We start from the raw sequence: 22,682 nt of genomic DNA, 5'->3' as shown, positions 1-22,682 counted from the left end.
TTCGCGCCGATGACAAAACCCTTAACATCGCATCGACCTCTGCTGGCTGTGACGCTGAAACTGGGCGCGCTGTTCCTGTTCACGTCGATGTCCGCCTTGGTCAAAGCTTTATCGGATGAATTCCCACCGGGCCAATTGGTGTTCTTCCGGTCCCTGTTCGCGATTCCCGTCATCATCCTCTGGCTCATCGCGCGCGGTGAGTTGTCCAAGGGCTTTGTGGTCAAGAAACCCATGGGCCATTTCTGGCGCGGTGTTCTGGGCACCAGCGCCATGGGGCTTACCTTTACCGGCCTAAGCCTGCTGCCCCTGCCCGAGGTGACGGCAATAGGCTATGCCACACCGATCTTCACCCTGATTCTGGCCGCCGTGATGCTGGGCGAACGCATTCGTCTGATCCGTATCGGCGCGGTGGCGCTTGGTCTGCTGGGGGTCCTGATCATGATTTGGCCACGCTTGGGCAGCACCGAGATGGAGGTTGCGGCCACCATTGGTGCGCTATGCGTTTTGGGCGCTACTGTCGCGCGCGCCTTTGTTCAGATCCATATCCGACAACTGGTCAAGGTTGATCACCCAGCTGCCATCGTCTTCTATTTCTCGATGACTGCGACGCTGCTATCGGCGCTGACCGCGTTCTGGGGATGGTCGATGCCAACGCTGAATCAGGCTCTAATACTGATTATGATGGGCCTGATCGGCGGGGTTGCGCAGATTTTGGTGACGTCCTCTTATCGCTTTGGTCAGGCTTCGATGCTGGCACCTTATGACTACGCGACCATGCTGTTTGCGATTGTGATTGGCTATGTCTGGTTCGACGAACTGCCAACGCTTGCAATCCTGATTGGGGCCGCTTTGGTCATCGCAGGCAATGTCGTTGTAATCTGGCGCGAACACCAGTTGGGGCTCGAGCGGGGCAAAGCCCGGTCGGTCACAGACCCCAAAGCGTGACTTTACCTTTTGTAATCTTCCCCTAGTTTGGGCCGGACAATCAAAGAGGTTCCCCCATGAGCGAAGCGCAGGATCACAAGGAAAAGATGCAGCAGGTGCAGGCCAAGCACCGCAAGAAAGTGTCCGAGGCAGTGGATCCCGGTCGCGGTCTGGTTCTGATCAACACCGGCAAGGGCAAAGGTAAATCCTCGGCCGCTTTTGGCGTGGTCATACGCGCCCTGGGCTGGGGTCAGAAAGTCGCCGTGGTGCAGTTCATCAAGGGCAAGTGGAAAACAGGCGAGCGTCGTTTCTTCGAAGAACGCGATCTGGTGACATGGCACACGATGGGCGAAGGTTTCACCTGGGACACGCAAGATCGCGAACGCGACATCGCTGCCGCAAACGCCGCCTTCGACAAGGCGCGCGCCCTGATGTCCAGCGGCGAATACGATCTAGTCGTTCTGGACGAGATCAACATTGCCTTGCGGTACGAGTATCTATCAGTTGAGCAAGTCATCGACGGCCTGAACGCGCGTTCGGACAAAACCAGTGTATTTCTGACGGGCCGCGACGCGCCCCAAGCCCTGCGTGACTATGCCGATCTTGTGACCGAAATGACTGAGGAAAAGCACCCTTTCCAAACGGGGATCAAGGCCCAGCGCGGCGTGGATTTTTGACCCTTTTTTAACGTAGGCCCGTTGGCCTGCGTCACTCAGCCAAAACGGCTCAGGGTCGCTTCAACAATCTCTCGAAGCGAGGCGCGTGGGGTAAGATCGTTAGGTTTTGATCTTACAGGCTGCATCGCTTCGGTTTGTTTACGGCGCGGCTTTCGACAGTCGACATAGGCGCAATAGTCACTGTCGCAACAAGTGCATCCACATGCAGCCAACGCATCATGGCGTGCCATAATTTCATCTAGCGACTCGCTCATTTCAGCCTCGTTCTGTTTAGGCAGATTCGTTTCCGGAGCGGCGGCAAGCTATCACCAAAGTCATGCTAAACCTGCAAACCGCCCCGAAACCATAAGCTTGATGGTACACCATCTGGCGTTGAGCATAATCTGACTATTTAAGTCGGGATTTTCAAGCCCTAAAACACCCCGAGGATTTCTCGGGGTGCACACACGCCCTTATAAAAAATCAGAGCGCGCGATTCTGCGGGTCCAACGTAACCGACCAGAGCTCGGTATCTGCCCGGTCCATCAGCCGAACCGTCATCTGTTCGGTCGCGCCGTCAATGTCCACCAGACCAAAGAACTGCAGACCTTCGCTGGGCGGAAGGTTTACCCCCTGCCCTTCGGCGGGCGCTTTGACGTATTTGACCTCAGGTCCGAAGGTGCCGTCCAGGGTGTTTGGACCAAATGTCCCTGCGTGCAGCGGGCCTGAAACAAACTCCCAAAACGGTTCAAAATCCTGGAATTGTGCTTTGTTAGGGTCATAGTAGTGCGCAGCGGTGTAGTGGACATCCGCGGTGAACCAGACCGTGTTGGTGATGCCAGCCGTTTTGATGAAACGCAGCAGGTCCGCGATCTCCAACTCACGCCCCTTGGCCGGCCCGCTATCGCCGTTCGAAATTGCCTCTGCTCCGGCCTGTTCCTTCCAGTTGTCCCAGACGATCAACCCGATTGGCATGTCCGAGGCGATCACCTTCCAGGTCGCTTGAGATCCTGCCAGCTCTTGCTTGAGCCATGCCAGTTGTTCCGCGCCCAGAATGCGGGACTGATCCGTGATTTCATCCTCCATTGACGGGCTGTTCGGTCCACGATAACTGCGCAGGTCCAGGAAGAAGACGTCCAGCATCGGACCATAGGAAATCTTGCGATACACACGACCTGGCTCTGCCGGCGTAATGCGCAACGGTGTCATTTCGTGGAAAGCACGTCCGGCGCGGGACTGAAGAACATGCACCGACTTCTCGGTATATCGGTCGTCTGAAATCAGGTCTTTCGCATCGGACCAGTTGTTCACAACCTCATGGTCATCCCACTGGAAAAAGGTCGGACAAACGGCGTTCATGGCCCGCACATGCTCGTCCATCATGTTGTATTTCCACTGGGCACGGAACTCGTCCAGTGTTTCGGCCACCTTGCGTTTCTCGTCGATCAGGGTTGTGTTCTTCCAGATCAATTGGCCGTCTTTTTCGACCTCATCCTGCATAGGACCGTCGGCATAGACGGTGTCACCGGAATGTATGAAGAAGTCCGGCTTGTGCTGCGCCATGGTCGCGTAGGTGCGCATACCTTCGTCATCAATACCCCATCCCTGACCGGCGGTGTCACCTGACCAGGCAAACCGAATGTTGCGGCGCGAGGTCGGTGCAGTGCGGAATTGGCCAATAATAGGCTCTGATATTGTGTTGATGTCACTCAGATCGGCAGCAACGAACCGGTAGAAAATGTCCTGATCCGATGGCAGCCCCTCGACCAGACGTTTGACAGCAAAATCGCTGTTGGGGATGGCATCCATCGGCGGGAGTGTGCGGGCATCTGCGAAGCTTTCTGTGGTTGATACTTCCATCATCACGCGAGAGGGGCGATCCGTGCGGGTCCAGATCATGCCCGATGTCGTATCGACGTCACCGGACTGAACGCCGTGTGTGAACACGGGGCGCGATCCGGCGCGGCTGATGGCTGGCATGGCCAGTGAAGCGGCAAAGGCGGTGCTGCCCGCCAGAAACGAACGACGGTTTGGGCGTAGGATCTTGGTCATAGTGAGGCTCTCCTGTCTGGTGATCGATTCTCCGACCACGCGATTGGTGCGCCGATATGAGCCGCCAGTTTGTAAAACCCGCGGCTCAGTTTCTTGACAGTATCATGATGATACCATGACAGATGTGGATAACGTCGTCAGGCAGCGACGTCCTGCTCGGGCGCGCTGAGCGAGATGACAAGCACCACAGCCGCACCGTTCAACCAGTAAAACGCCGCATCCATACCCGTGAAACCAAAGATACTGGGTGCAAACAGAAAGGTGACGCCAACCAGCAAGTCCACCGCCAGATGAAACCTGTAGGGTAGAACCCGCCAGATCCCCAGATGGTGATCGGTCAGAACTGTCAGAACAAAGGCGGCCACCCCGGTTGCAACAGACAACCACAGGGCCAGCGGATTGGACTGACCCAGCCCCAGAAGGAACGGCAAGGTCATCAGGGCAACGGCGACCGGGTAATCCAGATACGCGTGGACAGAACGTGTAACAAAACGAAGGGACATAAGGTTTTCCTTTCCTCAACCAGTGATGAAAGGAAGCTAATCTGGTGATCCCGAACGCTGAATTCCTGACCGTTTCTGATTTCATGCAGATCGTTCGTAAATTTTGGTGTATCAGTGCATCGCCCTGTATGCAGCCGGTGAAAGACCAACCTGCTTTTTGAAGACTCGCGAGAACGCGGCTTCCGAGGCGTATCCGACTTCTGCTGCGGCATCAGCCACGTTCCAGCGTGCCTCGGTCAGACCATGGCAGGCGATCTGCATCCGCCAGTCTGTGAGATATTGCATCGGCGTCGTTCCCATTTTCTCGGCAAAAAGCTGAGCAAAGGCAGTGCGTGACATACCGGACTCTCGCGCCAAAGATGCGACGCTCCAATCCTCAGCCGGGGCTTGATGGAACGCGGTCAACGCCCGCGAGATGCGCAGATCGGCAAACCCGGCCAAAGCTGAATCCTGCGGACTCTGACGTTCCAGATAGACCCGAATTGCCTGCGCGAACAGCACCTCGGACAATTTCATCGCGATCAGGTCGCCGCCAATTTTCGCGCCCGAGACCTCGGAACCGATCATTCGCAGGGTCGATTCCATCCAGGCCCCGGACTCCTCTCCGTAGTTTTCGATCAGGATGTAGGGCGGCAGACGGTCGATCAGCATATGCCCAGTGCCCTGCCGTCCGGCTGGACCCGTGAAGGAAAAGTGACCGCAGATCAACTGCGTATCGCGTTCGTCGTCAGGACCGCCGTAAACCAGCACACCATCGCCTGTGTAGCCTGCCACCTCGAGCACCTGTTCCAAAGGCAACGCGTCCAATGGCTTGACCTCGGCACAGAGCAACGCGTGCGGCGCACCGTGGGGAATCAGGATCAAGTCACCCTGCCGCAGCCTAAGTGTCTCGCCAGTCGTCGAGACATGCACTTTAAGCTCACCGCGCTGCACGAAATGAAACCGCGCCACGTTTTCGTAGCCCGGCACCTGAATGCCGAAGGGCGGTGTGAACGATGTGCGGAAGTAAAACGTGCCACGCAGGGACAGACGCGTGAGAATATCGCTGAGAAGATCTAACATGCGCGAAAGATACGCAACATGTGCAGATCGTCCAGCCTACAGGACGATTTGCACGAAGTTGTGCACGTTCTGCACAGAAAACCCCCGCCGAAGCGGGGGTTTAAAAGCTTACGAGCGAACCAGCTTTTCGTAATCTTCCGCAATCTCGCGGGTCAGGTCGCCCACTTCGAATGTATATTCGCCGATCTGCCCCACAGGCGTCACCTCGGCTGCGGTACCGGTCAGCCAGCATTGTTCGAAATCAGCCATCTCTTCTGGCTTGATGCGGCGTTCATGCACGGTGATGCCCTTGTCTTTCAGCATCTGAATGACTGTCTGACGCGTGATACCGTTCAAAAAGCAATCGGCCAGGGGTGTGTGAACCTCTCCATCCTTGACGAAAAACACGTTCGCACCGGTTGCTTCGGCCACATACCCGCGCCAGTCCATGAACAAGGCATCCGAGCAACCTTTGGCTTCGGCTTTGTGCTTCGAGATGGTGCAGATCATGTAAAGACCTGCGGCCTTGGCGTGAACCGGAATTGTTTCAGGGCTGGGGCGTTTCCATTCGGCAATGTCCAGCTTTGCGCCCTGCATCTTGGCATCGCCGTAATAAGCGCCCCAAGGCCAAACCGCGACAGCCATGCGCACCGGGTTCTTGGCCGATGCCACGCCCATATCTTCGCCCGAGCCGCGCCAGACCAGAGCACGCACATAGGCGTCTTTCAGACCGCTGGCTTTCAGCGCTTCTTCCTTCGCAGCTTCGATTTCATCGACCGAATAGGGCATAGGCATATCCAGCGCTTCGGCTGAAGCGATCAGACGTTCGGAATGTTCGCGGCTTTTGAATATCTTGCCGTTATAGGCGCGCTCGCCTTCGAATACGGACGACGCATAGTGCATAGCGTGGGTCAGAATATGGACATTGGCCTCACGCCAGGGCACCAGCTTGCCATCCAACCAAATGGTGCCATCACGATCATCATACCCCGCCATGCGAAACCTCCTGAACCGGGTTGAATTTGCGATTGTTGCGCCGCTTAGGTCCGATGCGGACATAATGTTGCGCAAAAACTGCGATTCGATACCGCTCTACCCTTGGAATGTCAATAAGGCTGACATAAACTCGGCCCAGAGTAACGAATGAGGCGTACCATGTCCGACATCCGCCCTGCCCCGCGTTACGGGGGCGAGAGCCTGTTGTTTTTGACCGATGAGCAATTGAGGCAGGGGATTGAGGCCATGTTCTTCGCCTATCGCGGATTTACCGCAGATCCTGACCGCATCCTGACCGAAATGGCCTATGGCCGCGCTCATCACAGGGCGATCCATTTCATCAACCGCGCGCCGGGCACGACGGTCAACAACTTGTTAGCGATCCTTGGAGTCACAAAGCAGTCTCTAAACAGGGTTTTGCGAACCTTGATCGAAGATGGGCTGGTGGAAAGCCGCGTTGGCACAGTGGACAAACGTGAACGCCACCTATTTCTGACAGAGAAGGGACAGGCGTTGGAAACCACTCTGTCCGATGCGCAGCGCGCCCGAATGCGCGCGGCCTACAAAGATGCCGGTCCCGAAGCCGTGGCCGGATTTCGCAAAGTGCTTGAAGCAATGATGGATGCTGATATGCGTCATGCCTATACGAAACTTCGGGATACGACCTCATGAGCGATATGGACGCCCATCTGCTGATTGTTGACGACGACGAGCGCATTCGCGATCTGCTCAAGAAATTCCTGATGCGAAACGGGTTTTTGGTCACGGCGGCTCGGGACGCGGCCCATGCGCGGCGGGTCCTGTCGGGTCTGGATTTCGACATGATCATTCTGGACGTGATGATGCCGGGCGAAGATGGTGTCAGCCTGACAAAATCGCTGCGAGAGACACATAGCACCCCCATCCTGCTTCTGACTGCCAAAGGGGAAACCGAACACCGGATTGCAGGGCTTGAGGCCGGGGCGGATGATTATCTGGCGAAGCCGTTCGAGCCAAAGGAACTTCTGCTGCGGATCAACGCAATTCTGCGCAGGATGCCGGAAACACCTGCCGAGGAAACGGCGGCAAAGATCCTCAACCTTGGCCCGATCAGATATGACATCGAGCGGGGCGAGATGTGGCAGGGTGAAGAGCCGGTACGTCTGACTGCAACGGAAAGCCAGTTGATGAAAATCTTCTCGGCCCAGCCCGGCGAACCGATCAGCCGCGCGAAGCTGGTCGAGGATCTGGGGCGCGACAAAGGCCAGGCGCAGGAACGCGCGGTGGACGTACAGATCACGCGCCTGCGGCGCAAGATCGAGCAGGATCCGAAACAACCCAGATATCTGCAAACCGTCCGCGGCGCAGGTTATATGCTGGCACAAGATTAAGCGTGCCGCTGCGCGGCGGTTTTGTGCCTTCGGCGAAGGTATTTTTAGCCAGATGAACAGGGGACCCCGATGACAACTGCCCTTTTGACCCATGCCGATTGTCTGGGCCATGTGACACCTGACGGTCACCCCGAACGAGTGGCGCGGCTGGAACATATCCTGCACGCCTTGGAAGGGTTGGACCTGAAATGGGTGACCGCTCCGTTGGCGGCAGATGACGATCTGCTGCGGGTGCATCCGGAAGGTTACATTCGCGATATTCGATCCACGCGCCCGTCTGAGGGGTTTGCGCAGATTGACGGGGATACGTTCATGTCACCGGGCTCGGTAGACGCCGCCTATCGTGCTGCGGGCGCTGTTGTCCGGGCCGTTGATCTGGTGCTGAGCGGAGATGTGTCGAACGCGTTCTGCGCCATTCGCCCACCGGGGCACCATGCGGAAACAGATACTGCAATGGGGTTTTGCTTGTTCGGCAATGCGGCATTGGCCGCGAAACATGCGCTGGACCACCACAGGCTGAACCGTGTCGCCGTTGTCGATTTCGATGTTCATCACGGCAATGGAACACAGGACCTGCTGTGGGATGAAGCGCGCGCGCTGGTTGTTACCAGCCAGCAGATGCCCCTCTGGCCCGGATCGGGACGCCCGGATGAGACGGGGGTTCACGATACGGTTCTGAATATCCCGCTGGCTCCGGGCAGCGGCGGGGCCGAGATGCGCGCCGCGTACGAGTCCCAGGCGTTTCCGCGCTTGCGGGCGTTCAACCCCGATCTGATTATCATTTCCGCAGGGTTTGACGCCCATCAGGACGACCCGCTGGCCAATCTGAACTGGTCCACCGGCGACTTCGCGTGGATCACAGCCGAGCTGTGCAAGATCGCTGACGAGGTTTGTGACGGTCGTATCGTCTCGACTCTGGAAGGCGGGTATGATCTGAACGCATTGGCCGCGGCCACACGCGCCCATGTGGAAGAATTGATGAAGGCAGCACGATGACCGATACCCCAGTTGAGCAGATGACATTCGAGCAGGCCATGAAAGAGCTTGAGGCCGTTGTGGGCCAGCTTGAACGCGGCGATGTGGCGTTGGATCAGTCGATCGCGCTGTATGAACGCGGTGCGGCCCTGAAGAAACGGTGCGAGGACGAGTTGAAGCGGGCTGAAGAGAAAGTGGCCGCCATCACTCTGGATGCCACGGGGCAGCCCACCGGGACCACGCCTGTCGACGGTCAGTAAATGTTTCGCGAAAGACTGGCGCAGGATGCAGCGCGCATTCAGGCTCACTTTGACCTGATTCTGGGCGCGCTGGACGATATCGACGTCACGCGGGCCATGGCCTATGCAACGCAAGGCGGAAAACGGTTGCGCGGTTTTTTGGTGCAGGAAAGCGCGCGCTTGCATGATGTGGATGTGGGCAGTTCGATCTGGCCCGCAACGGGGATCGAAGCGCTACACGCTTATTCTTTGGTCCATGATGACCTGCCCTGCATGGATGATGATGATCTGCGGCGGGGGCGGCCCACTGTTCACGTGAAATGGAACGAAGGAACCGGGGTGTTGGCCGGCGATGCGTTGCAGACCCTGGCGTTTGAGCTGTGCACTCGACCCGAAGTCGGCGATGCGCAAATTCGTGCAGAATTGGCTCTGACTCTGGCCCAAGCCAGCGGGGCGCAAGGCATGGTTCTGGGTCAGGCGCTGGATATCGCAGCCGAAACAGCGGCTACACCTTTGACACTGGAACAAATCACCCATCTGCAGGCAGGCAAGACAGGTGCGTTGATCGAATGGTCCGTCTGCGCAGGAGCGCGGTTGGCACAAGCCGATCCGACCCCTCTGCGTGATTATGCCCAAGCTCTTGGACTTGCCTTTCAGATTGCTGACGACATTTTGGATGTTGAAGGTGATGCCGAAAAGGCCGGAAAACGGCTGCAAAAGGACGCCGATGCAGGCAAAGCGACCTTTGTTTCGCTTTTGGGTCTTGAGGCGGCCAAATCCCGCGCGACAGAGCTGGTTGAAACGGCCTGTGCTGCGTTGGATGGGTACGGTGCGTCAGCAGAAACCTTGAAGGACGCCGCCCGCTTCGTTATTGCCCGGGACAGCTAAGCCAGGAACGCGCCATATGTCTGACCGACCCAATACGCCCTTGCTGGACCTTGTGAACCGCCCTGCGGATCTCAAGCAGTTTTCGGACGCGCAGTTGCATCAGCTGGCGCAGGAATTGCGGGCCGAGACAATCTCGGCCGTGTCCGTGACGGGCGGGCACCTTGGGGCTGGTCTTGGCGTGGTCGAACTGACAACAGCGCTGCACGCAGTGTTCGATACGCCGCGCGACAAGATCATTTGGGACGTGGGCCATCAGTGCTATCCCCACAAAATCCTGACCGAGCGGCGCGATCGTATTCGCACATTGCGGATGAAGGATGGGTTGAGCGGGTTCACCAAGCGCAGCGAAAGCCCTTATGACCCGTTCGGCGCAGCACATTCCAGCACTTCGATCAGTGCAGCACTTGGTTTTGCTGTGGCGCGCGATCTGGGAGGTGTCACACCCGAAGGGCTGGGCGATGCGATTGCTGTGATCGGCGATGGCTCGATGTCTGCAGGCATGGCATTTGAAGCGATGAACAACGCAGGCCATCTGGGCAAGCGACTGATCGTCATTCTGAACGACAACGAGATGAGCATTGCGCCACCTGTGGGCGCCTTGTCCAATTATCTGTCCCGTATCTATGCAGAAGAGCCGTTCCATGACCTGAAAGCCGCCGCAAAAGGCGCGGTTTCGCTGCTGCCCGAGCCCTTCCGCGAAGGCGCCAAACGTGCCAAGGAAATGCTGAAAGGCATGGCCGTCGGCGGCACGCTGTTCGAAGAGCTTGGTTTTTCTTACCTAGGCCCCATCGACGGGCATGATCTGGATCAGTTGCTGCCTGTGCTGCGGACCGTCAAGGCGCGGGCGACCGGTCCGATCCTGATCCATGTTCTGACCAAGAAAGGCAAAGGATACGCCCCGGCCGAGCAAGCCCGTGACAGGGGTCACGCAACGGCCAAATTTGATGTGGTGACGGGTGAGCAGAAAAAGGCACCCTCCAACGCGCCCTCTTACACGTCCGTCTTTGGCAAAACCTTGGTGGATGAAGCTGCGCGAGACGACAAGATCGTTGCCGTGACCGCCGCCATGCCAGACGGTACCGGTCTGAACCTGTTTGCCGAACGCTACCCGTCGCGCTGTTTCGATGTTGCGATTGCCGAGCAGCATGGCGTGACATTCTCGGCTGCACTGGCCGCCGGAGGGATGAAACCATTCTGCGCCATGTATTCGACCTTTCTTCAGCGCGGTTATGATCAGGTGGTGCACGATGTTGCGATTCAGCGTCTGCCCGTCCGCTTCGCCATTGACCGCGCAGGTCTGGTGGGTGCCGACGGAGCCACCCATGCCGGATCGTTCGATATTGCGTATTTGTCCAACCTACCGGGTATGGTCGTCATGGCAGCTGCCGACGAAGCCGAGCTGATGCATATGGTGGCCACCGCTGTTGCGCACAACGATGGGCCGATTGCGTTCCGCTACCCGCGTGGTGAAGGCGTTGGCGTCGACCTTCCAGAGCGCGGTGAAGTGCTTGAGATCGGCAAAGGCCGCGTGATCCAGAAAGGCGCGCGCGTGGCACTGCTTTCGTTCGGTACCCGATTGTCTGAGGTGCAGAAAGCCGCCGAATCCCTTGCGGGCAAGGGCATCACCCCAACCATCGCCGACGCCCGCTTTGCCAAACCTCTGGACCGCGACCTGATCCTGGATCTGGCCGCCAACCACGAGGCTCTGATCACCATCGAAGAAGGCGCGATTGGCGGCTTTGGCAGCCATGTCGCACAGCTTTTGGCGGAGGAAGGCGTTCTTGATCAAGGGCTGAAATACCGCTCGATGGTCTTGCCCGATACGTTCATCGATCAGGCCAGCCCAGCGGACATGTATGCCGTGGCCGGCATGAACGCCGAACAGATCGAAGCCAAGGTTCTGGACGTTTTGGGCGTTGCATCAATCGGGGAAAAGCGCGCTTGAGCTGCGCGCATTGGTCTGGTGACTTCCTCCGACGCAAGTGGGATGCGTGCTATGAGGTTTGTGCCGATTGAAGTGTTCTTAGTGGAAGGAGTATCGGCGCTCCCAGTTCGTCGGTCGAAATTGTTTCACTGCAAATAAACAAACCTTAGCCGCTCCGTTGAACATAGGCGCTGAAAAAGCAGCTTAAACCTCTTCGTTGTCAGCAAAAAAATATGTCTGCCCCCGTTCAACTATCGGAGACGCCTTACCGTTAGATCACACCTCGTCGGGCGGCACGGCCCGCTGGTACAGGTGCCACGTGGTGTGGCCAAGGATCGGCAGAGTAAAGATCAGGCCCAAAAATGCGGGAACCAGCGATATCAGCATGGTAAACGAGATGATTGCTGCCCACGTGAGCATGACCACAGGGCTTTCCCTGACAACGCGGACAGAGGTGAGCATCGCAGAAACGAAATTGGTTTCCCGGTCCAGCAACATCGGCATGGCGACAACGGTCACCGTGAACAGGGCTGCTGACAGAAACGCGCCGACGCAGGTGCCAATGGCCAAGAAGGTCCAACCTTGCGGCGTGAATAACACAGTATTCAAAAACCCGTCGAAATCGGAAAAGGATGCATTCTGAAGGATGATCGCCAACCAAAGCCGCACCTGATAAACCCACACCCAAAAAATGAACAAGGTCACAAAGGCCATCCAGCCCATTTCGCGCTTGCGTTGATCGGCCATGACCGTAAGGATTTCGGACCACCCGAAACTTTCCCCATTTTGCAAGCGGCGCGACATTTCATAAAGCCCGGCAGCGGCGAACGGCGCGACCAGCGGAAATCCTACAATTGCAGGAATGATCATCCAGATCTTGCCCAGCCAAACCAGGGCCCAAACCAACAGAAGCCCGAAAACTGTATAGAACAGGCCGAAAAAGCCGCTCATGACAGGGCGTGCCAGAAAATCGGAAAACCCAGCCTTAAGCGCTGCGGTGATGTCATCCGCTGTCACTTTGTTGACCGTGGGCATGGATTGCTGCGGTGTCAGGTTGTCTGGTGGTGTGGAACCTGCGGTCTTGGATGTCATGACACATTCCTCCCAAAGCAGAGCGCCGCGCTGATCCGTTGACCGACAAACCCAGCGGTGAACAGATACCAATCCTCCTAAGACAAGCATGCCTTACGCAAGGTATTGGGGCAAGGTCGGGATACGGTCGACACCCGCGTGCAGGCCGCCTGCGGGCATAGGGAAATGAACCTTTTCACAAAGAACCTTAGGTCGACGCCTTTGCAACCGAGGCTCCTCAAACGTGAAAACGAACACGAATTCAATACGGGCTCTTTTGAGAAACACGAGAAGAGTGGTGCCTCAAGAGGGACTCGAACCCCCGACCTTGTCCTTACGAAGGACCTGCTCTACCAGCTGAGCTATTGAGGCAATCTTTTGCAGCCGGAACTGGTTCTGTCCAGGTGCGATGGGTCATTTAAACCCTCACTCTGATGCCTGCAAGTCCAGATACATCCGCTTTTAACGTACCGCACCAAAGTGCTGATGGGAGGCAAGAAGAGGCCACCCATATGGTGGAAACTGCGTTCTGTGAATTTTTTGTAACGTCAGTCGGTTCAAATTGACTCACTGCTTTTATTTCAATATTTCATGAAATATGATAGAACAGATTACCGATCAACTGGCTATTCTTGGCCACCCGCAGCGTATCACCGTGTTTCGCATGTTAGTGCGACGGTTTCCTGACAGCGTGCCTGCTGGGGAACTGGCGTCTGAACTGGGGATCAAGCCCAGCACCATGTCAAATTATCTGAACGCGCTGCAACGGTCGGGCCTTGTGACGCAAGTGCGCCTCGGAACATCCCTGCGCTATTCGATAGATATGGCTAACGTGCAGAAAATGTTTGATTTTCTGATTGTGAACTGCTGCCGTGGCCGACCTGATCTTTGTATGCTTTCAACCAAGGGAAGTGAGACGATGACTGACCGGAAGTTCAACGTGCTGTTCATTTGCGTGGGCAATTCCGCCCGCTCAATCTTTGCCGAATCTCTGTTGCGGGAAATTGGTGGTGACCGGTTCAATGTCTTTTCCGCCGGAACACAGCCTTTTTCCCAGTTGAACCCGTTTGCGGTTCAGGTCCTGCAAGACAAGGGTCACGATACGTCGGTTCTGCGGTCAAAAAATGTATCCGAGTTTTCAGGGCCGGACGCGCCTGATCTGGATTTTGTTTTCACGGTCTGCAACCAGGCCGCAAATGAGGAATGCCCCGCTTGGGAAGGTCAACCGATCAGCGGTCACTGGGGCATGGTCGATCCGGTCAAGGCGGGCGGCACTGACGCCGAAAAAAGCCTGGCTTTTCAAAACGCTTACGGCGCGCTGAAGCGTCGGATTCAAGCCTTTACATCGCTGCCGGTCGAAAGCCTCGATCGGATCGCATTGCAATCCGCTGTCGACGACATCGGGCGAACATCCTTTGAGGACGTAAAATGACAACCTACGCACTAAACGGCCTTGGCCGGATGGGAAAGCTTGCGCTGAAGCCTTTGCTGGAACGGGGCGCAAAAATCGCGTGGATCAACGATGCTGTTGGTGATCCCGAAATGCATGCGCATCTGTTGGAATTCGACACCGTGCATGGGCGTTGGGATGCGGAATTCAGCCACGATGCCAATAGCATCACTGTGAACGGAACGCATCTGCCATACATCGGCACCACAGACCTGACTGCTCTGCCTTTGGATGGCGTCGATGTGGTGATCGATTGCACAGGCGTGTTCAAAACCGAGGCGAAGCTATCCCCTTACTTCGACGCTGGCGTGAAGAAAGTGGTGGTTTCCGCCCCGGTCAAGGACGGCCCGACGGCGAATATTGTCGTGGGTGTGAACGACGACACCTATGATCCTGCCGCCCACAAGATCGTGACCGCCGCATCCTGCACAACCAACTGCCTGGCACCGGTTGTCAAAGTCATTCACGAAAACCTTGGTATCCGCCATGGGTCGATGACGACGATCCACGATGTAACCAATACGCAAACCATCGTAGACCGGCCTGCCAAAGACCTGCGCCGCGCACGGTCTGCCCTGAATTCACTGATCCCAACCACCACTGGCTCGGCGACGGCGATCACGCTGATCTATCCCGAACTCAAAGGGCGTCTGAACGGCCATGCGGTGCGGGTGCCTTTGCTGAACGCATCGCTGACCGATTGCGTGTTCGAAGTCGAGCGGGAAACGACAGCCGAAGAAGTCAACGCCTTCTTCAAAGCAGCCGCCGAAGGTGAGTTGAAGGGTATTCTGGGTTACGAGACGCGCCCGTTGGTTTCGACCGACTACACCAATGATGAACGATCATCGATTGTGGATGCGCCCTCGACAATGGTGGTGAACGGGACGCAGGTGAAAATCTACGCCTGGTATGACAACGAAATGGGCTATGCGCATCGTCTGGTGGATGTGGCCTTTATGGTTGGGGCAACGCTGTGACCCAACGGCCCGAAGGCATGTCGGCCTATATCGCGGTCACGGCGGCCTATTGGGCCTTTATGCTGACCGACGGGGCACTCAGGATGTTGGTGTTGTTGCACTTTCATACCTTGGGCTTCTCGCCGGTTCAGTTGGCTTATCTGTTTGTTCTTTATGAGATTGCCGGGATTGTGACCAACCTGTCCGCCGGCTGGATTGCCGCTCGGTTCGGATTGACCTCAACCCTTTACGCCGGGCTGGGCCTGCAAGTGTTGGCGCTGCTCGCCATGACGCAGCTTGATCCGAACTGGACCGTCGCCGCCTCGGTCTCCTTCGTGATGGTGGTGCAAGGGGCAAGCGGGGTGGCCAAGGATCTTGCCAAAATGTCCTCGAAATCCGCAGTGAAACTACTGGCACCGGCTGAGGGTGGAGGCTTGTTTCGTTGGGTGGCCGTTCTTACCGGGTCAAAGAACGCGGTAAAGGGCCTGGGTTTTCTGCTGGGCGCTGCGATGTTGGCAACGCTTGGCTTCATGACCGCAATCATTGTGATGGCGGCGATTCTGGCGCTGATCCTATTGGCGGTCTTCCTTTTCATGCCACCGGGTTTGCCCAAAGGGCGCAAGGGCGCAAAATTTTCAGAAGTGTTTTCGAAATCCGCCAACGTCAACTGGCTGTCCGCCGCCCGCGTCTTCCTGTTTGGCGCGCGGGACGTTTGGTTTGTGGTTGGAATTCCGATCTATTTCTACGCTGTCCTGTCTGACGGCACAGAAGACGGCAATCGGGCCGCGTTTTTCATGATCGGCACTTTCATGGCCCTGTGGATCATCCTGTATGGCACCGTGCAGGCCAACGCGCCAAGGATATTGCGCGCCGCAGACCGTAGCGAAGGTGATCTGATAGGTGCCGCACGCAGTTGGGCCATTGCGCTCTTTTTTGTTCCAGCGGCTCTAACCTTGGCAGTTTTGCTGTCAGATGGGCCTGAAGTCTGGTTAACCGTGACGCTTGTGATCGGCCTTCTGGTTTTTGGCGCGATCTTCGCCGTCAACTCGTCACTGCATTCCTATCTGATCCTGGCTTTCACCAGATCCGAGCGTGTGACGATGGATGTGGGGTTTTACTATATGGCCAATGCCACAGGCCGTCTGGTCGGCACCGTTTTGTCCGGTCTGACCTACCAGATCGGGGGGTTGGCCTTGGTGCTGGGCACAGCTGCCGTGATGGTTGCCCTGGCCGCGCTGACCTCGGGCAAGCTCACGGATCAGGCGTCAGAGGCTCTGTCCTGAGCCTTCTGCTGCCACGGACCTGAAATTATTTGGACCGGCGCGGCATTCGAAGCCATCAGCGCAGCGTTGGTGTTCAGGGCGGAATCTTCCGAAACCTATCTGGTTCGGCGCAAGCCCGATGACATGAAAGGTCCGAAGACAGAGGCCACATCACTTGCACCGGTCCGTCTGCCTTTCAAAGATCCCGCTTTAACCGTTCAGCGCAGCCCGAAAAGCACGCGGGGTTTGTCCAGTGACTTGCTTGAAGCTGCGGGTGAAATGCGCCTGATCCGAAAACCCACAAGCCAGCGCAATGTCCCCGAAGGGACGGCCGGGATCCTCGATCATCTTCATGGCCTGCTCGATCCGGAACGACATGACATATTGCATAGGCGTTGACCCAAGCGTTTCCTTGAAGACCCGGGCAAAATGCGACGTGCTCATTCCAGCCTCGGACGCCAGTTGGTCAACGGTGATCGTGCGATCCAGGCGCTTTTGCACATAAGCCAAAACGCGTTGATAGTGCTGGGACGTGAACCGCGACGACAGTTCAATATCTTCAGCGCGGCGTTTTCCGTATTTCTGCAAAAGTTTTACCAGAAACACCCGGCTCATGGCCTCGAACATAACCGCCGAGGACATGTCATCCGTCTCCAGCGCATCCCGCAACAGAACACCTGCAACGCAAAGGTCAGGGTCGGAAAATTGCGGAAGATCCCGAAACTGCTGCGGATCAAGAAGCATCCCAAGCTCAGATTGCGCAAAACGGTCTACCTTGGCCGGGTCCAGTGTGACAACTATGACATCCGACGGCCCAAACCACCGCCAGCCTGACCGCACGCCTGCGGGCGTAACAATGACCTCATCTTTGCAAAAGGTGAAATCCCGCAGCGTGCCATCACGCCAGTTCTGCACGCGGTGGGGGCTGTCCTGCAAGTTCAACAAAACATGGTGTTCCGCAAACACTTCTTCGGGCATCTGGTCCGGCTCTGCCTGAAAGTATCGCACAGACATCAGCGCCGCTGCTGAAGGACGATCCATAGCGTCACTGTTGAGCAGCGGTTCAGACGGGTAAATATCTGCGTATCTCAGCGGCACTTTTGTGTTCCCAAAACAAGCTTGCGCAATTTACGCAGCTATCCGCCGTGCAGACAACGCATTTGATGCACCCGCAAAGCCCGGGGGCATCGTGTTCCATCACCCGCCAATATCCGAAAGACTTGAAATAAATGGCGACCCCGGCAGGATTCGAACCTGCAACCTGCCCCTTAGGAGGGGGCTGCTCTATCCAGTTGAGCCACGGGGCCGTGTGTGGCCTTCTGTAACCGGGATTTTCCGGGTTGTCATCGGCTTTGCACAATTGTTGTACACGCAGACCTGTTCACGCTACCATCGGGCAAAACAACAACACAGGTGCCTCCCGTGAACAGTGAATCCAAACGCCCGCTTACCCTTCGCGATGTGTCCGAGGCTTCTGGAGTATCCGAAATGACGGTAAGCCGGGTGCTGCGGAACCGGGGGGACGTGTCAGACGCCACCCGCACCCGCGTTCTGGCCGCCGCAAAAGAGCTTGGCTATGTCCCCAACAAGATCGCGGGCGCTCTGGCGTCCAGCCGGGTCAATCTGGTCGCGGTCATTATCCCTTCGCTGTCGAACATGGTGTTTCCTGAGGTTCTGACAGGCATTAATCAGGTGCTGGAAGACACCGAACTGCAGCCTGTTGTGGGTGTGACCGACTACCTGCCCGAAAAAGAAGAAAAAGTGCTGTACGAGATGCTTTCGTGGCGGCCTTCAGGCGTGATCATTGCAGGGCTGGAACATACTGAAGCCGCACGCGCCATGCTGGATTCAGCGGGCATTCCTGTGGTCGAGATCATGGATACCGACGGCAAGCCAGTGGATGCGATGGTCGGCATCTCGCACCGTCGCGCCGGGCGCGAGATGGCGCAGGCGATCCTCAAGGCCGGGTATCAGCATATCGGCTTCATGGGCACCAAGATGCCTCTGGATCACCGCGCCCGGAAGCGATTCGAAGGCTTCACTGAGGTATTGGGCAAGCACGGGATCGAAATCGAAGACCGCGAGTTTTATTCCGGCGGGTCGGCCCTTGCGAAGGGGCGCGAGATGACGCAGGCGATGTTGGAACGTTCTCCCGATCTGGATTTTCTGTATTATTCCAACGATATGATCGGTGCGGGTGGCTTGTTGTACTTGCTTGAGCAAGGCATCGACATCCCGGGACAGATCGGGTTGGCCGGGTTTAACAATGTCGAGTTGTTGCAAGGTCTTCCGCGCAAGCTTGCGACGATGGATGCCTGCCGGCTTGAGATTGGCCGCCACGCCGCCCAAATCATCGCCGAACGCCTGAAAGACCCCGATTCTGAGATTGAAACACGCGCGACACTGACACCCAAGATCAGCTTTGGCGACACCCTCAAACGGCGATGACGGCACCCCTCAAACGGCTCGATAACCGAACGGCTCGGGCCGTTTTCATGGACCGCCACGCGCTGGCAGAACAGCCATCGGGTGAGGCCAAAGGCGATGCGCTTCTGGATCTGATCCAGAGGCTTGGTTTTGTGCAGCTTGACAGTATCAATACGGTTGCTCGCGCCCACGATTTGATCCTGTTCTCTCGCAGACCCAGCTATCGCAGTGCGAACCTCAAAAGGCTCTATGAAAGGGAAAAAGAGCTGTTCGAACATTGGACGCATGATGCGGCCGTGATCCCGATGGAGTTCTACCCGCATTGGCATCTACGTTTTCAGCGCGACGCAGATTTGCTGAAGGCACGGTGGAAGAACTGGCGACGGGATGGGTTCGAACAACAGTTTGAAACGGTGTTGCAGCACATCCGAGACAATGGGCCGGTATCCTCTTCGGACGTGGGCAAGGACGAAAAGAAAGGCTCGGGCGGTTGGTGGGATTGGCACCCGTCAAAAACCGCCTTGGAGTTTTTGTGGCGGTCTGGCGCGCTTACAGTTGTTGGCCGCGACGGGTTTCAGAAACGCTATGACCTAACAGAGCGGGTTATTGAAACCCAACTTTGTCCGGGAAACATGCATTGCGATGCAGAAGCGACTGTGGATTGGCTTTGCAACGCAGCACTTGACCGGCTTGGATTTGCAACATCGGGCGAATTGGCAGCGTTCTGGGACACGGTCAGCGCAGCAGAAGCCAAAAACTGGTGCGCAAAGGCACTGACCAAAGGCGATATAGAAGAGATCGAAATCACCTGCGCGGATGGGCGGCACCGCAAGGTCTTTGCCCGCCCAGACCTGGCGGACCAGAGTTTGGACCTGCCCCCGCCGCCGGGGCGCATTCGCGTGCTTAGCCCGTTTGATCCCATGTTGCGCGACCGGAACCGGGCCGAGCGGCTGTTCGGGTTTCACTATCGCATCGAAGTCTTCGTACCAGAACCCAAGCGCAGCTATGGTTACTACGTGTTTCCCCTGCTTGAAGGTGATCGTTTGATTGGCCGTATTGACATGAAAGCGCATCGCGATTGCGACATGTTGCACGTCAAAGCCCTTTGGCCCGAGCGCGGAATACGCTGGTCCGACGCCCGTACCCGACGCCTGAACGCCGAACTGGACCGGGTACGCCGGTTGGCTGGTGTTACGCATGTCGAGTTTGCCAACAACTGGCTAAAAGACCCTAAATAGGGTCTATTCTGCATCCGTCAGGGTCAATTCGATCGGCGCGAGCCCGTCAATCTCACCGTTCAGAACATCCCCTGCCACGACCGGTCCAACACCCGCCGGTGTGCCCGTCAAGATCAGATCGCCGGGGTGCAGGTGATAAAAGCCAGACAGATGGCAGATGATTTCATCAATCTTCCAAATCAGTTCCTCAAGCGTCGCATCCTGACTTATCTCAGCATTCACACGAAGCCGGATGTGCTTGTCCGCGTCCGGAGACCAATCTTCGGCTAATGTCAGAGGGGCAAATACAGCGCCGTATTCGACATCTTTACCCAGATCCCAGGGGCGCTGCTTGTTCCGCTCTCGTATCTGCAGGTCACGCCGGGTCATGTCGAGGGCGCAGCCATAAGCGTATACAGCGTCCCAAGCCTGTGTACTGCTCGCGCGGAACACTGGCTTCCCGATGGCCAACGCCAGTTCCATTTCATGGTGATAATTCTCAGTGCCCGCAGGGTACGGAACCTTTGCCCCGGACAAAACCGCGTTTGCGGCTGACTTGGTGAAGTAAAACGGCGCTTCGCGATCGACCTCGTTTCCCATTTCAGCCGCGTGGGCAGCATAATTTCGACCAACGCAGAATATGCGACCAACGGGATACGCGGCCGTTTTGCCAATAACAGGGATAGTGACCGGGTCAGGAAGAGAAAAAAGGCTGTTTGACATGGTGCTCTCTGACAATTGCGCTGCTTCATCTTACGAGCGTCGGGCCGGTCAGCAATACAGAAAAACACGCCGGAACTCGCCAAGACTATTGCGATGTTTCAGCGCGAAGTCGCTCAATTCAGGTGGCCAACACAAAGCCCGTTTCCAAGCCAGTTTGCTTCCGCCTTTATGGCATCGTCTGGGGAAGAACACATACGACTTGGCTCAGGCATAAGTTGAACTATCTCCTAACTTGAAAGTTGTGAAGCCGACCTAACGAACGCCCGAAATCCAAACTTGCTTCTATGGCGAACCGACCTGCCTGGGCAACATTTCGGAACCACTTATCAGTCGGCATTTGGCAACACTTATTTCGGAGAGCAAAGGCATACACCCACCCCTTGGGCAAAATGCCTTGATTAGAGCCTTTCTTGGCTCGGCATACACTCCGAAGCGCAGGCCGGACCGTCAGGCTACACGTGACGCAACCGGCCTCGGGCCAGGCACATAATATCCAGTCCGAGTCTGGCCGCCCCGTCGGAGACCCCCCCTACATTCTCCGGCGGGGTCCCTGACAAAGTCCCATAAAGTAGACCTTGGTCAGGGGTCGAGATCCTTCAAGTCGTTCAGAAGGTCCAGCAAAAGCTCATGCTTTTCAGCCCCAAGCTGAGATCGAATGCGTTCCGCCTGTGCGATACTTACAGAGAGATTGGCGCGAATGACCTGAACGCCGCTTGCGCTGATTTTAACAATCTGCCGACGGCGATCTGCAGGATGGGAACGCCTTGAGATCAATCCGCGCTGCTCAAGTTTCTGCAAAATCCGCGTGAGGCTGGGCAACAAAAGGCAGGCGCGATCAGCCAGATGCGTTGGTTCCTGCGGACCCTCTTCGTTTAAGACACGCAACACACGCCATTGCTGTTCGGTGACACCAGCGTCAGCCAGCATGGCACGGATGGGTCCCATAACCTTTTCCCGCGCGCGCAAAAGCGCAATGGGCAAAGATCGCGACGTCAGTGGTAGATCGTCGGTCATGCTAAAATTATCGCCGAATTTCAGCTTTTTCGCAAGCAAACCGCACGTTCTCGTGAATACGCCGAACCCAATCAAGACAACAAACGGACCTGTCAAATTCAACAACGCCCCTGACAGTTTCACATTCCCGCTGGACAATTCAAAACCATCAGAGAAGATGCACAAAGGGCCCAACCGGAGTCCTTTGAAAACCTTGGATATGTGACAAAGAGAGACCCAATGGCTGCCCCCGAAAACGCGTTTAAAAAGGCTCTAAATCAGGGAAAAACCCAGATTGGATGTTGGATGAGTTTTGCCGAACCTGTCACAGCTGAGATCATGGGGACCGCAGGCTTCGATTGGTTGGTGATTGACGGAGAGCACGCTCCAAATGACATCCGCTCGATTCGGGATCAGCTGATGGCATTGGCGGCCAGCCCGTCACATCCGGTGGTCCGCATTCCAATCGGCGAAACGTGGTTGATCAAGATGGTTCTGGATGCCGGGGCGCAGACCGTTTTGGTGCCGATCGTCGAAAGCGCCGAACAGGCCCGTGAACTGGTTCGTGCGTGTCGCTATCCTCCAACCGGTATACGCGGCGTAGGCGCGATGGCGTCACGCGCGACGATGTACGGATCTGTTTCGGACTATATACAGACGGCAGATCAAGAGATCTGTTTGCTGTTGCAGGTTGAAACCCGCGCCGGATTGGCCGCATTGGATGACATCCTGCAAGTCGACGGCGTTGATGGTGTGTTCATCGGCCCCGCCGACCTGTCCACCGACATGGGGTATCAGGGCAACAGCGCCGCGCCCGAGATGCGCAAGGTCATCAGTGACGCTTTGGCGCGGATCAAGGCCGCCGGCAAAGCACCGGGCATCCTTGCAACCAATGACGAAGCACGGCAAGCCTATAAGGATATGGGGGCACAGTTCCTGGCCGTTGGCATTGACGTGATGCTGCTGGCGCAGGCGGCCCGTTCACTGTCGGAGCAGTGGAAGGAAAAGTGAGCTT

The 22,682-nt window shown here is 56.8% G+C and carries 23 protein-coding genes and 2 tRNA genes; 14 read left to right on the top strand and 11 right to left on the bottom strand.

Annotated elements, in window-relative coordinates:
* The first annotated feature begins 9 nt into the window (after positions 1-9).
* Positions 10-945, top strand: a complete 936-nt coding sequence (locus ACR3EH_RS11395; protein ID WP_171184502.1) for a DMT family transporter — start codon at positions 10-12, stop codon at positions 943-945.
* A 56-nt stretch (positions 946-1,001) separates the two neighbouring features.
* A complete protein-coding gene (gene cobO, locus ACR3EH_RS11390; RefSeq protein WP_171184504.1) occupies positions 1,002-1,601 on the top strand; it encodes a cob(I)yrinic acid a,c-diamide adenosyltransferase in 600 nt (199 codons plus the stop codon).
* A 35-nt stretch (positions 1,602-1,636) separates the two neighbouring features.
* On the opposite strand, the gene ACR3EH_RS11385 is transcribed toward cobO, so the two are convergent.
* The 5 genes from ACR3EH_RS11385 to ACR3EH_RS11365 all read right to left on the bottom strand — a co-directional run bounded on the left by ACR3EH_RS11385 (position 1,637) and on the right by ACR3EH_RS11365 (position 6,172).
* Positions 1,637-1,855, bottom strand: a complete 219-nt coding sequence (locus ACR3EH_RS11385) for a hypothetical protein (RefSeq protein WP_171184506.1) — start codon at positions 1,853-1,855, stop codon at positions 1,637-1,639.
* A 208-nt stretch (positions 1,856-2,063) separates the two neighbouring features.
* A complete protein-coding gene (locus ACR3EH_RS11380) occupies positions 2,064-3,632 on the bottom strand; it encodes an alkaline phosphatase D family protein (RefSeq protein ID WP_171675806.1) in 1,569 nt (522 codons plus the stop codon).
* Between the two features lie 137 nt (positions 3,633-3,769).
* Positions 3,770-4,135 (bottom strand): SPW repeat domain-containing protein, encoded by a 366-nt coding sequence (locus ACR3EH_RS11375; RefSeq protein WP_171184510.1) that lies wholly within the window; start codon positions 4,133-4,135, stop codon positions 3,770-3,772.
* A gap of 111 nt (positions 4,136-4,246) precedes the next feature.
* Positions 4,247-5,197, bottom strand: a complete 951-nt coding sequence (locus ACR3EH_RS11370) for an AraC family transcriptional regulator (protein WP_171184512.1) — start codon at positions 5,195-5,197, stop codon at positions 4,247-4,249.
* Between the two features lie 108 nt (positions 5,198-5,305).
* Positions 5,306-6,172, bottom strand: coding sequence for a branched-chain amino acid aminotransferase (locus ACR3EH_RS11365; protein WP_171105773.1), 867 nt, complete (start codon positions 6,170-6,172; stop codon positions 5,306-5,308).
* 159 nt (positions 6,173-6,331) lie between these two features.
* Here ACR3EH_RS11365 and ACR3EH_RS11360 point away from each other — a divergent pair, with 159 nt between their 5' ends.
* The 6 genes from ACR3EH_RS11360 to dxs all read left to right on the top strand — a co-directional run bounded on the left by ACR3EH_RS11360 (position 6,332) and on the right by dxs (position 11,589).
* On the top strand, positions 6,332-6,844 hold the full coding sequence (locus ACR3EH_RS11360) for a MarR family winged helix-turn-helix transcriptional regulator (RefSeq protein ID WP_171184516.1): 513 nt from the start codon (positions 6,332-6,334) through the stop codon (positions 6,842-6,844).
* Positions 6,841-7,542: a response regulator gene (locus tag ACR3EH_RS11355; protein WP_171675804.1), complete on the top strand. Its 702-nt coding sequence runs from the start codon at positions 6,841-6,843 to the stop codon at positions 7,540-7,542. Before ACR3EH_RS11360 ends, ACR3EH_RS11355 begins: the two co-directional genes overlap by 4 nt.
* Positions 7,543-7,611: 69 nt before the next feature.
* Positions 7,612-8,538, top strand: coding sequence for a histone deacetylase family protein (locus ACR3EH_RS11350; RefSeq protein ID WP_171184520.1), 927 nt, complete (start codon positions 7,612-7,614; stop codon positions 8,536-8,538).
* Positions 8,535-8,777: an exodeoxyribonuclease VII small subunit gene (locus ACR3EH_RS11345; protein WP_171092993.1), complete on the top strand. Its 243-nt coding sequence runs from the start codon at positions 8,535-8,537 to the stop codon at positions 8,775-8,777. Before ACR3EH_RS11350 ends, ACR3EH_RS11345 begins: the two co-directional genes overlap by 4 nt.
* Complete coding sequence (locus ACR3EH_RS11340; protein ID WP_171184522.1) at positions 8,778-9,644, top strand: polyprenyl synthetase family protein; 867 nt, start codon at positions 8,778-8,780, stop codon at positions 9,642-9,644. It begins immediately after the preceding gene.
* A 16-nt stretch (positions 9,645-9,660) separates the two neighbouring features.
* Complete coding sequence (gene dxs / locus ACR3EH_RS11335) at positions 9,661-11,589, top strand: 1-deoxy-D-xylulose-5-phosphate synthase (RefSeq protein WP_171184523.1); 1,929 nt, start codon at positions 9,661-9,663, stop codon at positions 11,587-11,589.
* A 255-nt stretch (positions 11,590-11,844) separates the two neighbouring features.
* Here dxs and ACR3EH_RS11330 read toward each other — a convergent pair whose 3' ends face one another.
* Both ACR3EH_RS11330 and ACR3EH_RS11325 read right to left on the bottom strand, forming a co-directional pair.
* Positions 11,845-12,660, bottom strand: coding sequence for a DUF2189 domain-containing protein (locus tag ACR3EH_RS11330; protein WP_171648257.1), 816 nt, complete (start codon positions 12,658-12,660; stop codon positions 11,845-11,847).
* Between the two features lie 275 nt (positions 12,661-12,935).
* Positions 12,936-13,011 (bottom strand) — tRNA-Thr (locus ACR3EH_RS11325).
* Positions 13,012-13,237: 226 nt separating this feature from the next.
* On the opposite strand from ACR3EH_RS11325, the gene ACR3EH_RS11320 reads away from it, so the two are divergent.
* Genes ACR3EH_RS11320 through arsJ form a run of 3 tightly spaced genes read left to right on the top strand, consistent with a single transcriptional unit; the run spans position 13,238 to position 16,328 of the window.
* Complete coding sequence (locus ACR3EH_RS11320; protein ID WP_171675802.1) at positions 13,238-14,071, top strand: arsenate reductase/protein-tyrosine-phosphatase family protein; 834 nt, start codon at positions 13,238-13,240, stop codon at positions 14,069-14,071.
* A complete protein-coding gene (locus tag ACR3EH_RS11315; protein WP_171648253.1) occupies positions 14,068-15,066 on the top strand; it encodes an ArsJ-associated glyceraldehyde-3-phosphate dehydrogenase in 999 nt (332 codons plus the stop codon). Before ACR3EH_RS11320 ends, ACR3EH_RS11315 begins: the two co-directional genes overlap by 4 nt.
* Positions 15,063-16,328, top strand: a complete 1,266-nt coding sequence (gene arsJ / locus ACR3EH_RS11310; protein WP_171184533.1) for an organoarsenical effux MFS transporter ArsJ — start codon at positions 15,063-15,065, stop codon at positions 16,326-16,328. Before ACR3EH_RS11315 ends, arsJ begins: the two co-directional genes overlap by 4 nt.
* Positions 16,329-16,517: 189 nt before the next feature.
* On the opposite strand, the gene ACR3EH_RS11305 is transcribed toward arsJ, so the two are convergent.
* Both ACR3EH_RS11305 and ACR3EH_RS11300 read right to left on the bottom strand, forming a co-directional pair.
* On the bottom strand, positions 16,518-17,405 hold the full coding sequence (locus tag ACR3EH_RS11305; protein ID WP_171184535.1) for an AraC family transcriptional regulator: 888 nt from the start codon (positions 17,403-17,405) through the stop codon (positions 16,518-16,520).
* 132 nt (positions 17,406-17,537) lie between these two features.
* Positions 17,538-17,614: transfer RNA gene (locus ACR3EH_RS11300), tRNA-Arg, on the bottom strand.
* Positions 17,615-17,729: 115 nt separating this feature from the next.
* Between ACR3EH_RS11300 and ACR3EH_RS11295 the strand changes: the two genes are divergently transcribed.
* Together ACR3EH_RS11295 and ACR3EH_RS11290 are read left to right on the top strand one after the other, a co-directional pair.
* Positions 17,730-18,755 carry a LacI family DNA-binding transcriptional regulator gene (locus ACR3EH_RS11295; protein ID WP_171092978.1) on the top strand — a complete coding sequence of 342 codons (1,026 nt, stop codon included), beginning with the start codon at positions 17,730-17,732 and terminating at the stop codon, positions 18,753-18,755.
* A 47-nt stretch (positions 18,756-18,802) separates the two neighbouring features.
* The gene (locus tag ACR3EH_RS11290) at positions 18,803-19,972 is read left to right on the top strand and encodes a winged helix-turn-helix domain-containing protein (protein ID WP_253758700.1); all 1,170 of its coding nucleotides are present in this window, start codon (positions 18,803-18,805) and stop codon (positions 19,970-19,972) included.
* A 3-nt stretch (positions 19,973-19,975) separates the two neighbouring features.
* Here ACR3EH_RS11290 and ACR3EH_RS11285 read toward each other — a convergent pair whose 3' ends face one another.
* Positions 19,976-20,674: a fumarylacetoacetate hydrolase family protein gene (locus ACR3EH_RS11285; RefSeq protein WP_171184539.1), complete on the bottom strand. Its 699-nt coding sequence runs from the start codon at positions 20,672-20,674 to the stop codon at positions 19,976-19,978.
* A gap of 579 nt (positions 20,675-21,253) precedes the next feature.
* On the bottom strand, positions 21,254-21,688 hold the full coding sequence (gene hpaR / locus ACR3EH_RS11280; RefSeq protein WP_171184541.1) for a homoprotocatechuate degradation operon regulator HpaR: 435 nt from the start codon (positions 21,686-21,688) through the stop codon (positions 21,254-21,256).
* Positions 21,689-21,907: 219 nt separating this feature from the next.
* Between hpaR and ACR3EH_RS11275 the strand changes: the two genes are divergently transcribed.
* Positions 21,908-22,678 carry an HpcH/HpaI aldolase family protein gene (locus ACR3EH_RS11275; RefSeq protein WP_171184543.1) on the top strand — a complete coding sequence of 257 codons (771 nt, stop codon included), beginning with the start codon at positions 21,908-21,910 and terminating at the stop codon, positions 22,676-22,678.
* The last annotated feature ends 4 nt before the right edge of the window (positions 22,679-22,682 follow it).

The sequence above is a fragment of the Ruegeria sp. BG7 genome (assembly GCF_056535685.1).
The sequence above is the reverse complement of the archived record's forward strand: the minus strand, read 5'-3'. Positions and strand labels throughout refer to the sequence as shown.

Excerpts from the sequence above, each read along its gene's own strand:
- ACR3EH_RS11395 (WP_171184502.1), top strand. The coding sequence starts at position 10 with ATGACAAAACCCTTAACATCGCATCGACCTCTGCTGGCTGTGACGCTG.
- cobO (WP_171184504.1), top strand. The coding sequence starts at position 1,002 with ATGAGCGAAGCGCAGGATCACAAGGAAAAGATGCAGCAGGTGCAGGCC.
- ACR3EH_RS11385 (WP_171184506.1), bottom strand. The coding sequence starts at position 1,855 with ATGAGCGAGTCGCTAGATGAAATTATGGCACGCCATGATGCGTTGGCT.
- ACR3EH_RS11380 (WP_171675806.1), bottom strand. The coding sequence starts at position 3,632 with ATGACCAAGATCCTACGCCCAAACCGTCGTTCGTTTCTGGCGGGCAGC.
- ACR3EH_RS11375 (WP_171184510.1), bottom strand. The coding sequence starts at position 4,135 with ATGTCCCTTCGTTTTGTTACACGTTCTGTCCACGCGTATCTGGATTAC.
- ACR3EH_RS11370 (WP_171184512.1), bottom strand. The coding sequence starts at position 5,197 with ATGTTAGATCTTCTCAGCGATATTCTCACGCGTCTGTCCCTGCGTGGC.
- ACR3EH_RS11365 (WP_171105773.1), bottom strand. The coding sequence starts at position 6,172 with ATGGCGGGGTATGATGATCGTGATGGCACCATTTGGTTGGATGGCAAG.
- ACR3EH_RS11360 (WP_171184516.1), top strand. The coding sequence starts at position 6,332 with ATGTCCGACATCCGCCCTGCCCCGCGTTACGGGGGCGAGAGCCTGTTG.
- ACR3EH_RS11355 (WP_171675804.1), top strand. The coding sequence starts at position 6,841 with ATGAGCGATATGGACGCCCATCTGCTGATTGTTGACGACGACGAGCGC.
- ACR3EH_RS11350 (WP_171184520.1), top strand. The coding sequence starts at position 7,612 with ATGACAACTGCCCTTTTGACCCATGCCGATTGTCTGGGCCATGTGACA.
- ACR3EH_RS11345 (WP_171092993.1), top strand. The coding sequence starts at position 8,535 with ATGACCGATACCCCAGTTGAGCAGATGACATTCGAGCAGGCCATGAAA.
- ACR3EH_RS11340 (WP_171184522.1), top strand. The coding sequence starts at position 8,778 with ATGTTTCGCGAAAGACTGGCGCAGGATGCAGCGCGCATTCAGGCTCAC.
- dxs (WP_171184523.1), top strand. The coding sequence starts at position 9,661 with ATGTCTGACCGACCCAATACGCCCTTGCTGGACCTTGTGAACCGCCCT.
- ACR3EH_RS11330 (WP_171648257.1), bottom strand. The coding sequence starts at position 12,660 with ATGACATCCAAGACCGCAGGTTCCACACCACCAGACAACCTGACACCG.
- ACR3EH_RS11320 (WP_171675802.1), top strand. The coding sequence starts at position 13,238 with ATGATAGAACAGATTACCGATCAACTGGCTATTCTTGGCCACCCGCAG.
- ACR3EH_RS11315 (WP_171648253.1), top strand. The coding sequence starts at position 14,068 with ATGACAACCTACGCACTAAACGGCCTTGGCCGGATGGGAAAGCTTGCG.
- ACR3EH_RS11290 (WP_253758700.1), top strand. The coding sequence starts at position 18,803 with ATGGACCGCCACGCGCTGGCAGAACAGCCATCGGGTGAGGCCAAAGGC.
- ACR3EH_RS11285 (WP_171184539.1), bottom strand. The coding sequence starts at position 20,674 with ATGTCAAACAGCCTTTTTTCTCTTCCTGACCCGGTCACTATCCCTGTT.
- hpaR (WP_171184541.1), bottom strand. The coding sequence starts at position 21,688 with ATGACCGACGATCTACCACTGACGTCGCGATCTTTGCCCATTGCGCTT.
- ACR3EH_RS11275 (WP_171184543.1), top strand. The coding sequence starts at position 21,908 with ATGGCTGCCCCCGAAAACGCGTTTAAAAAGGCTCTAAATCAGGGAAAA.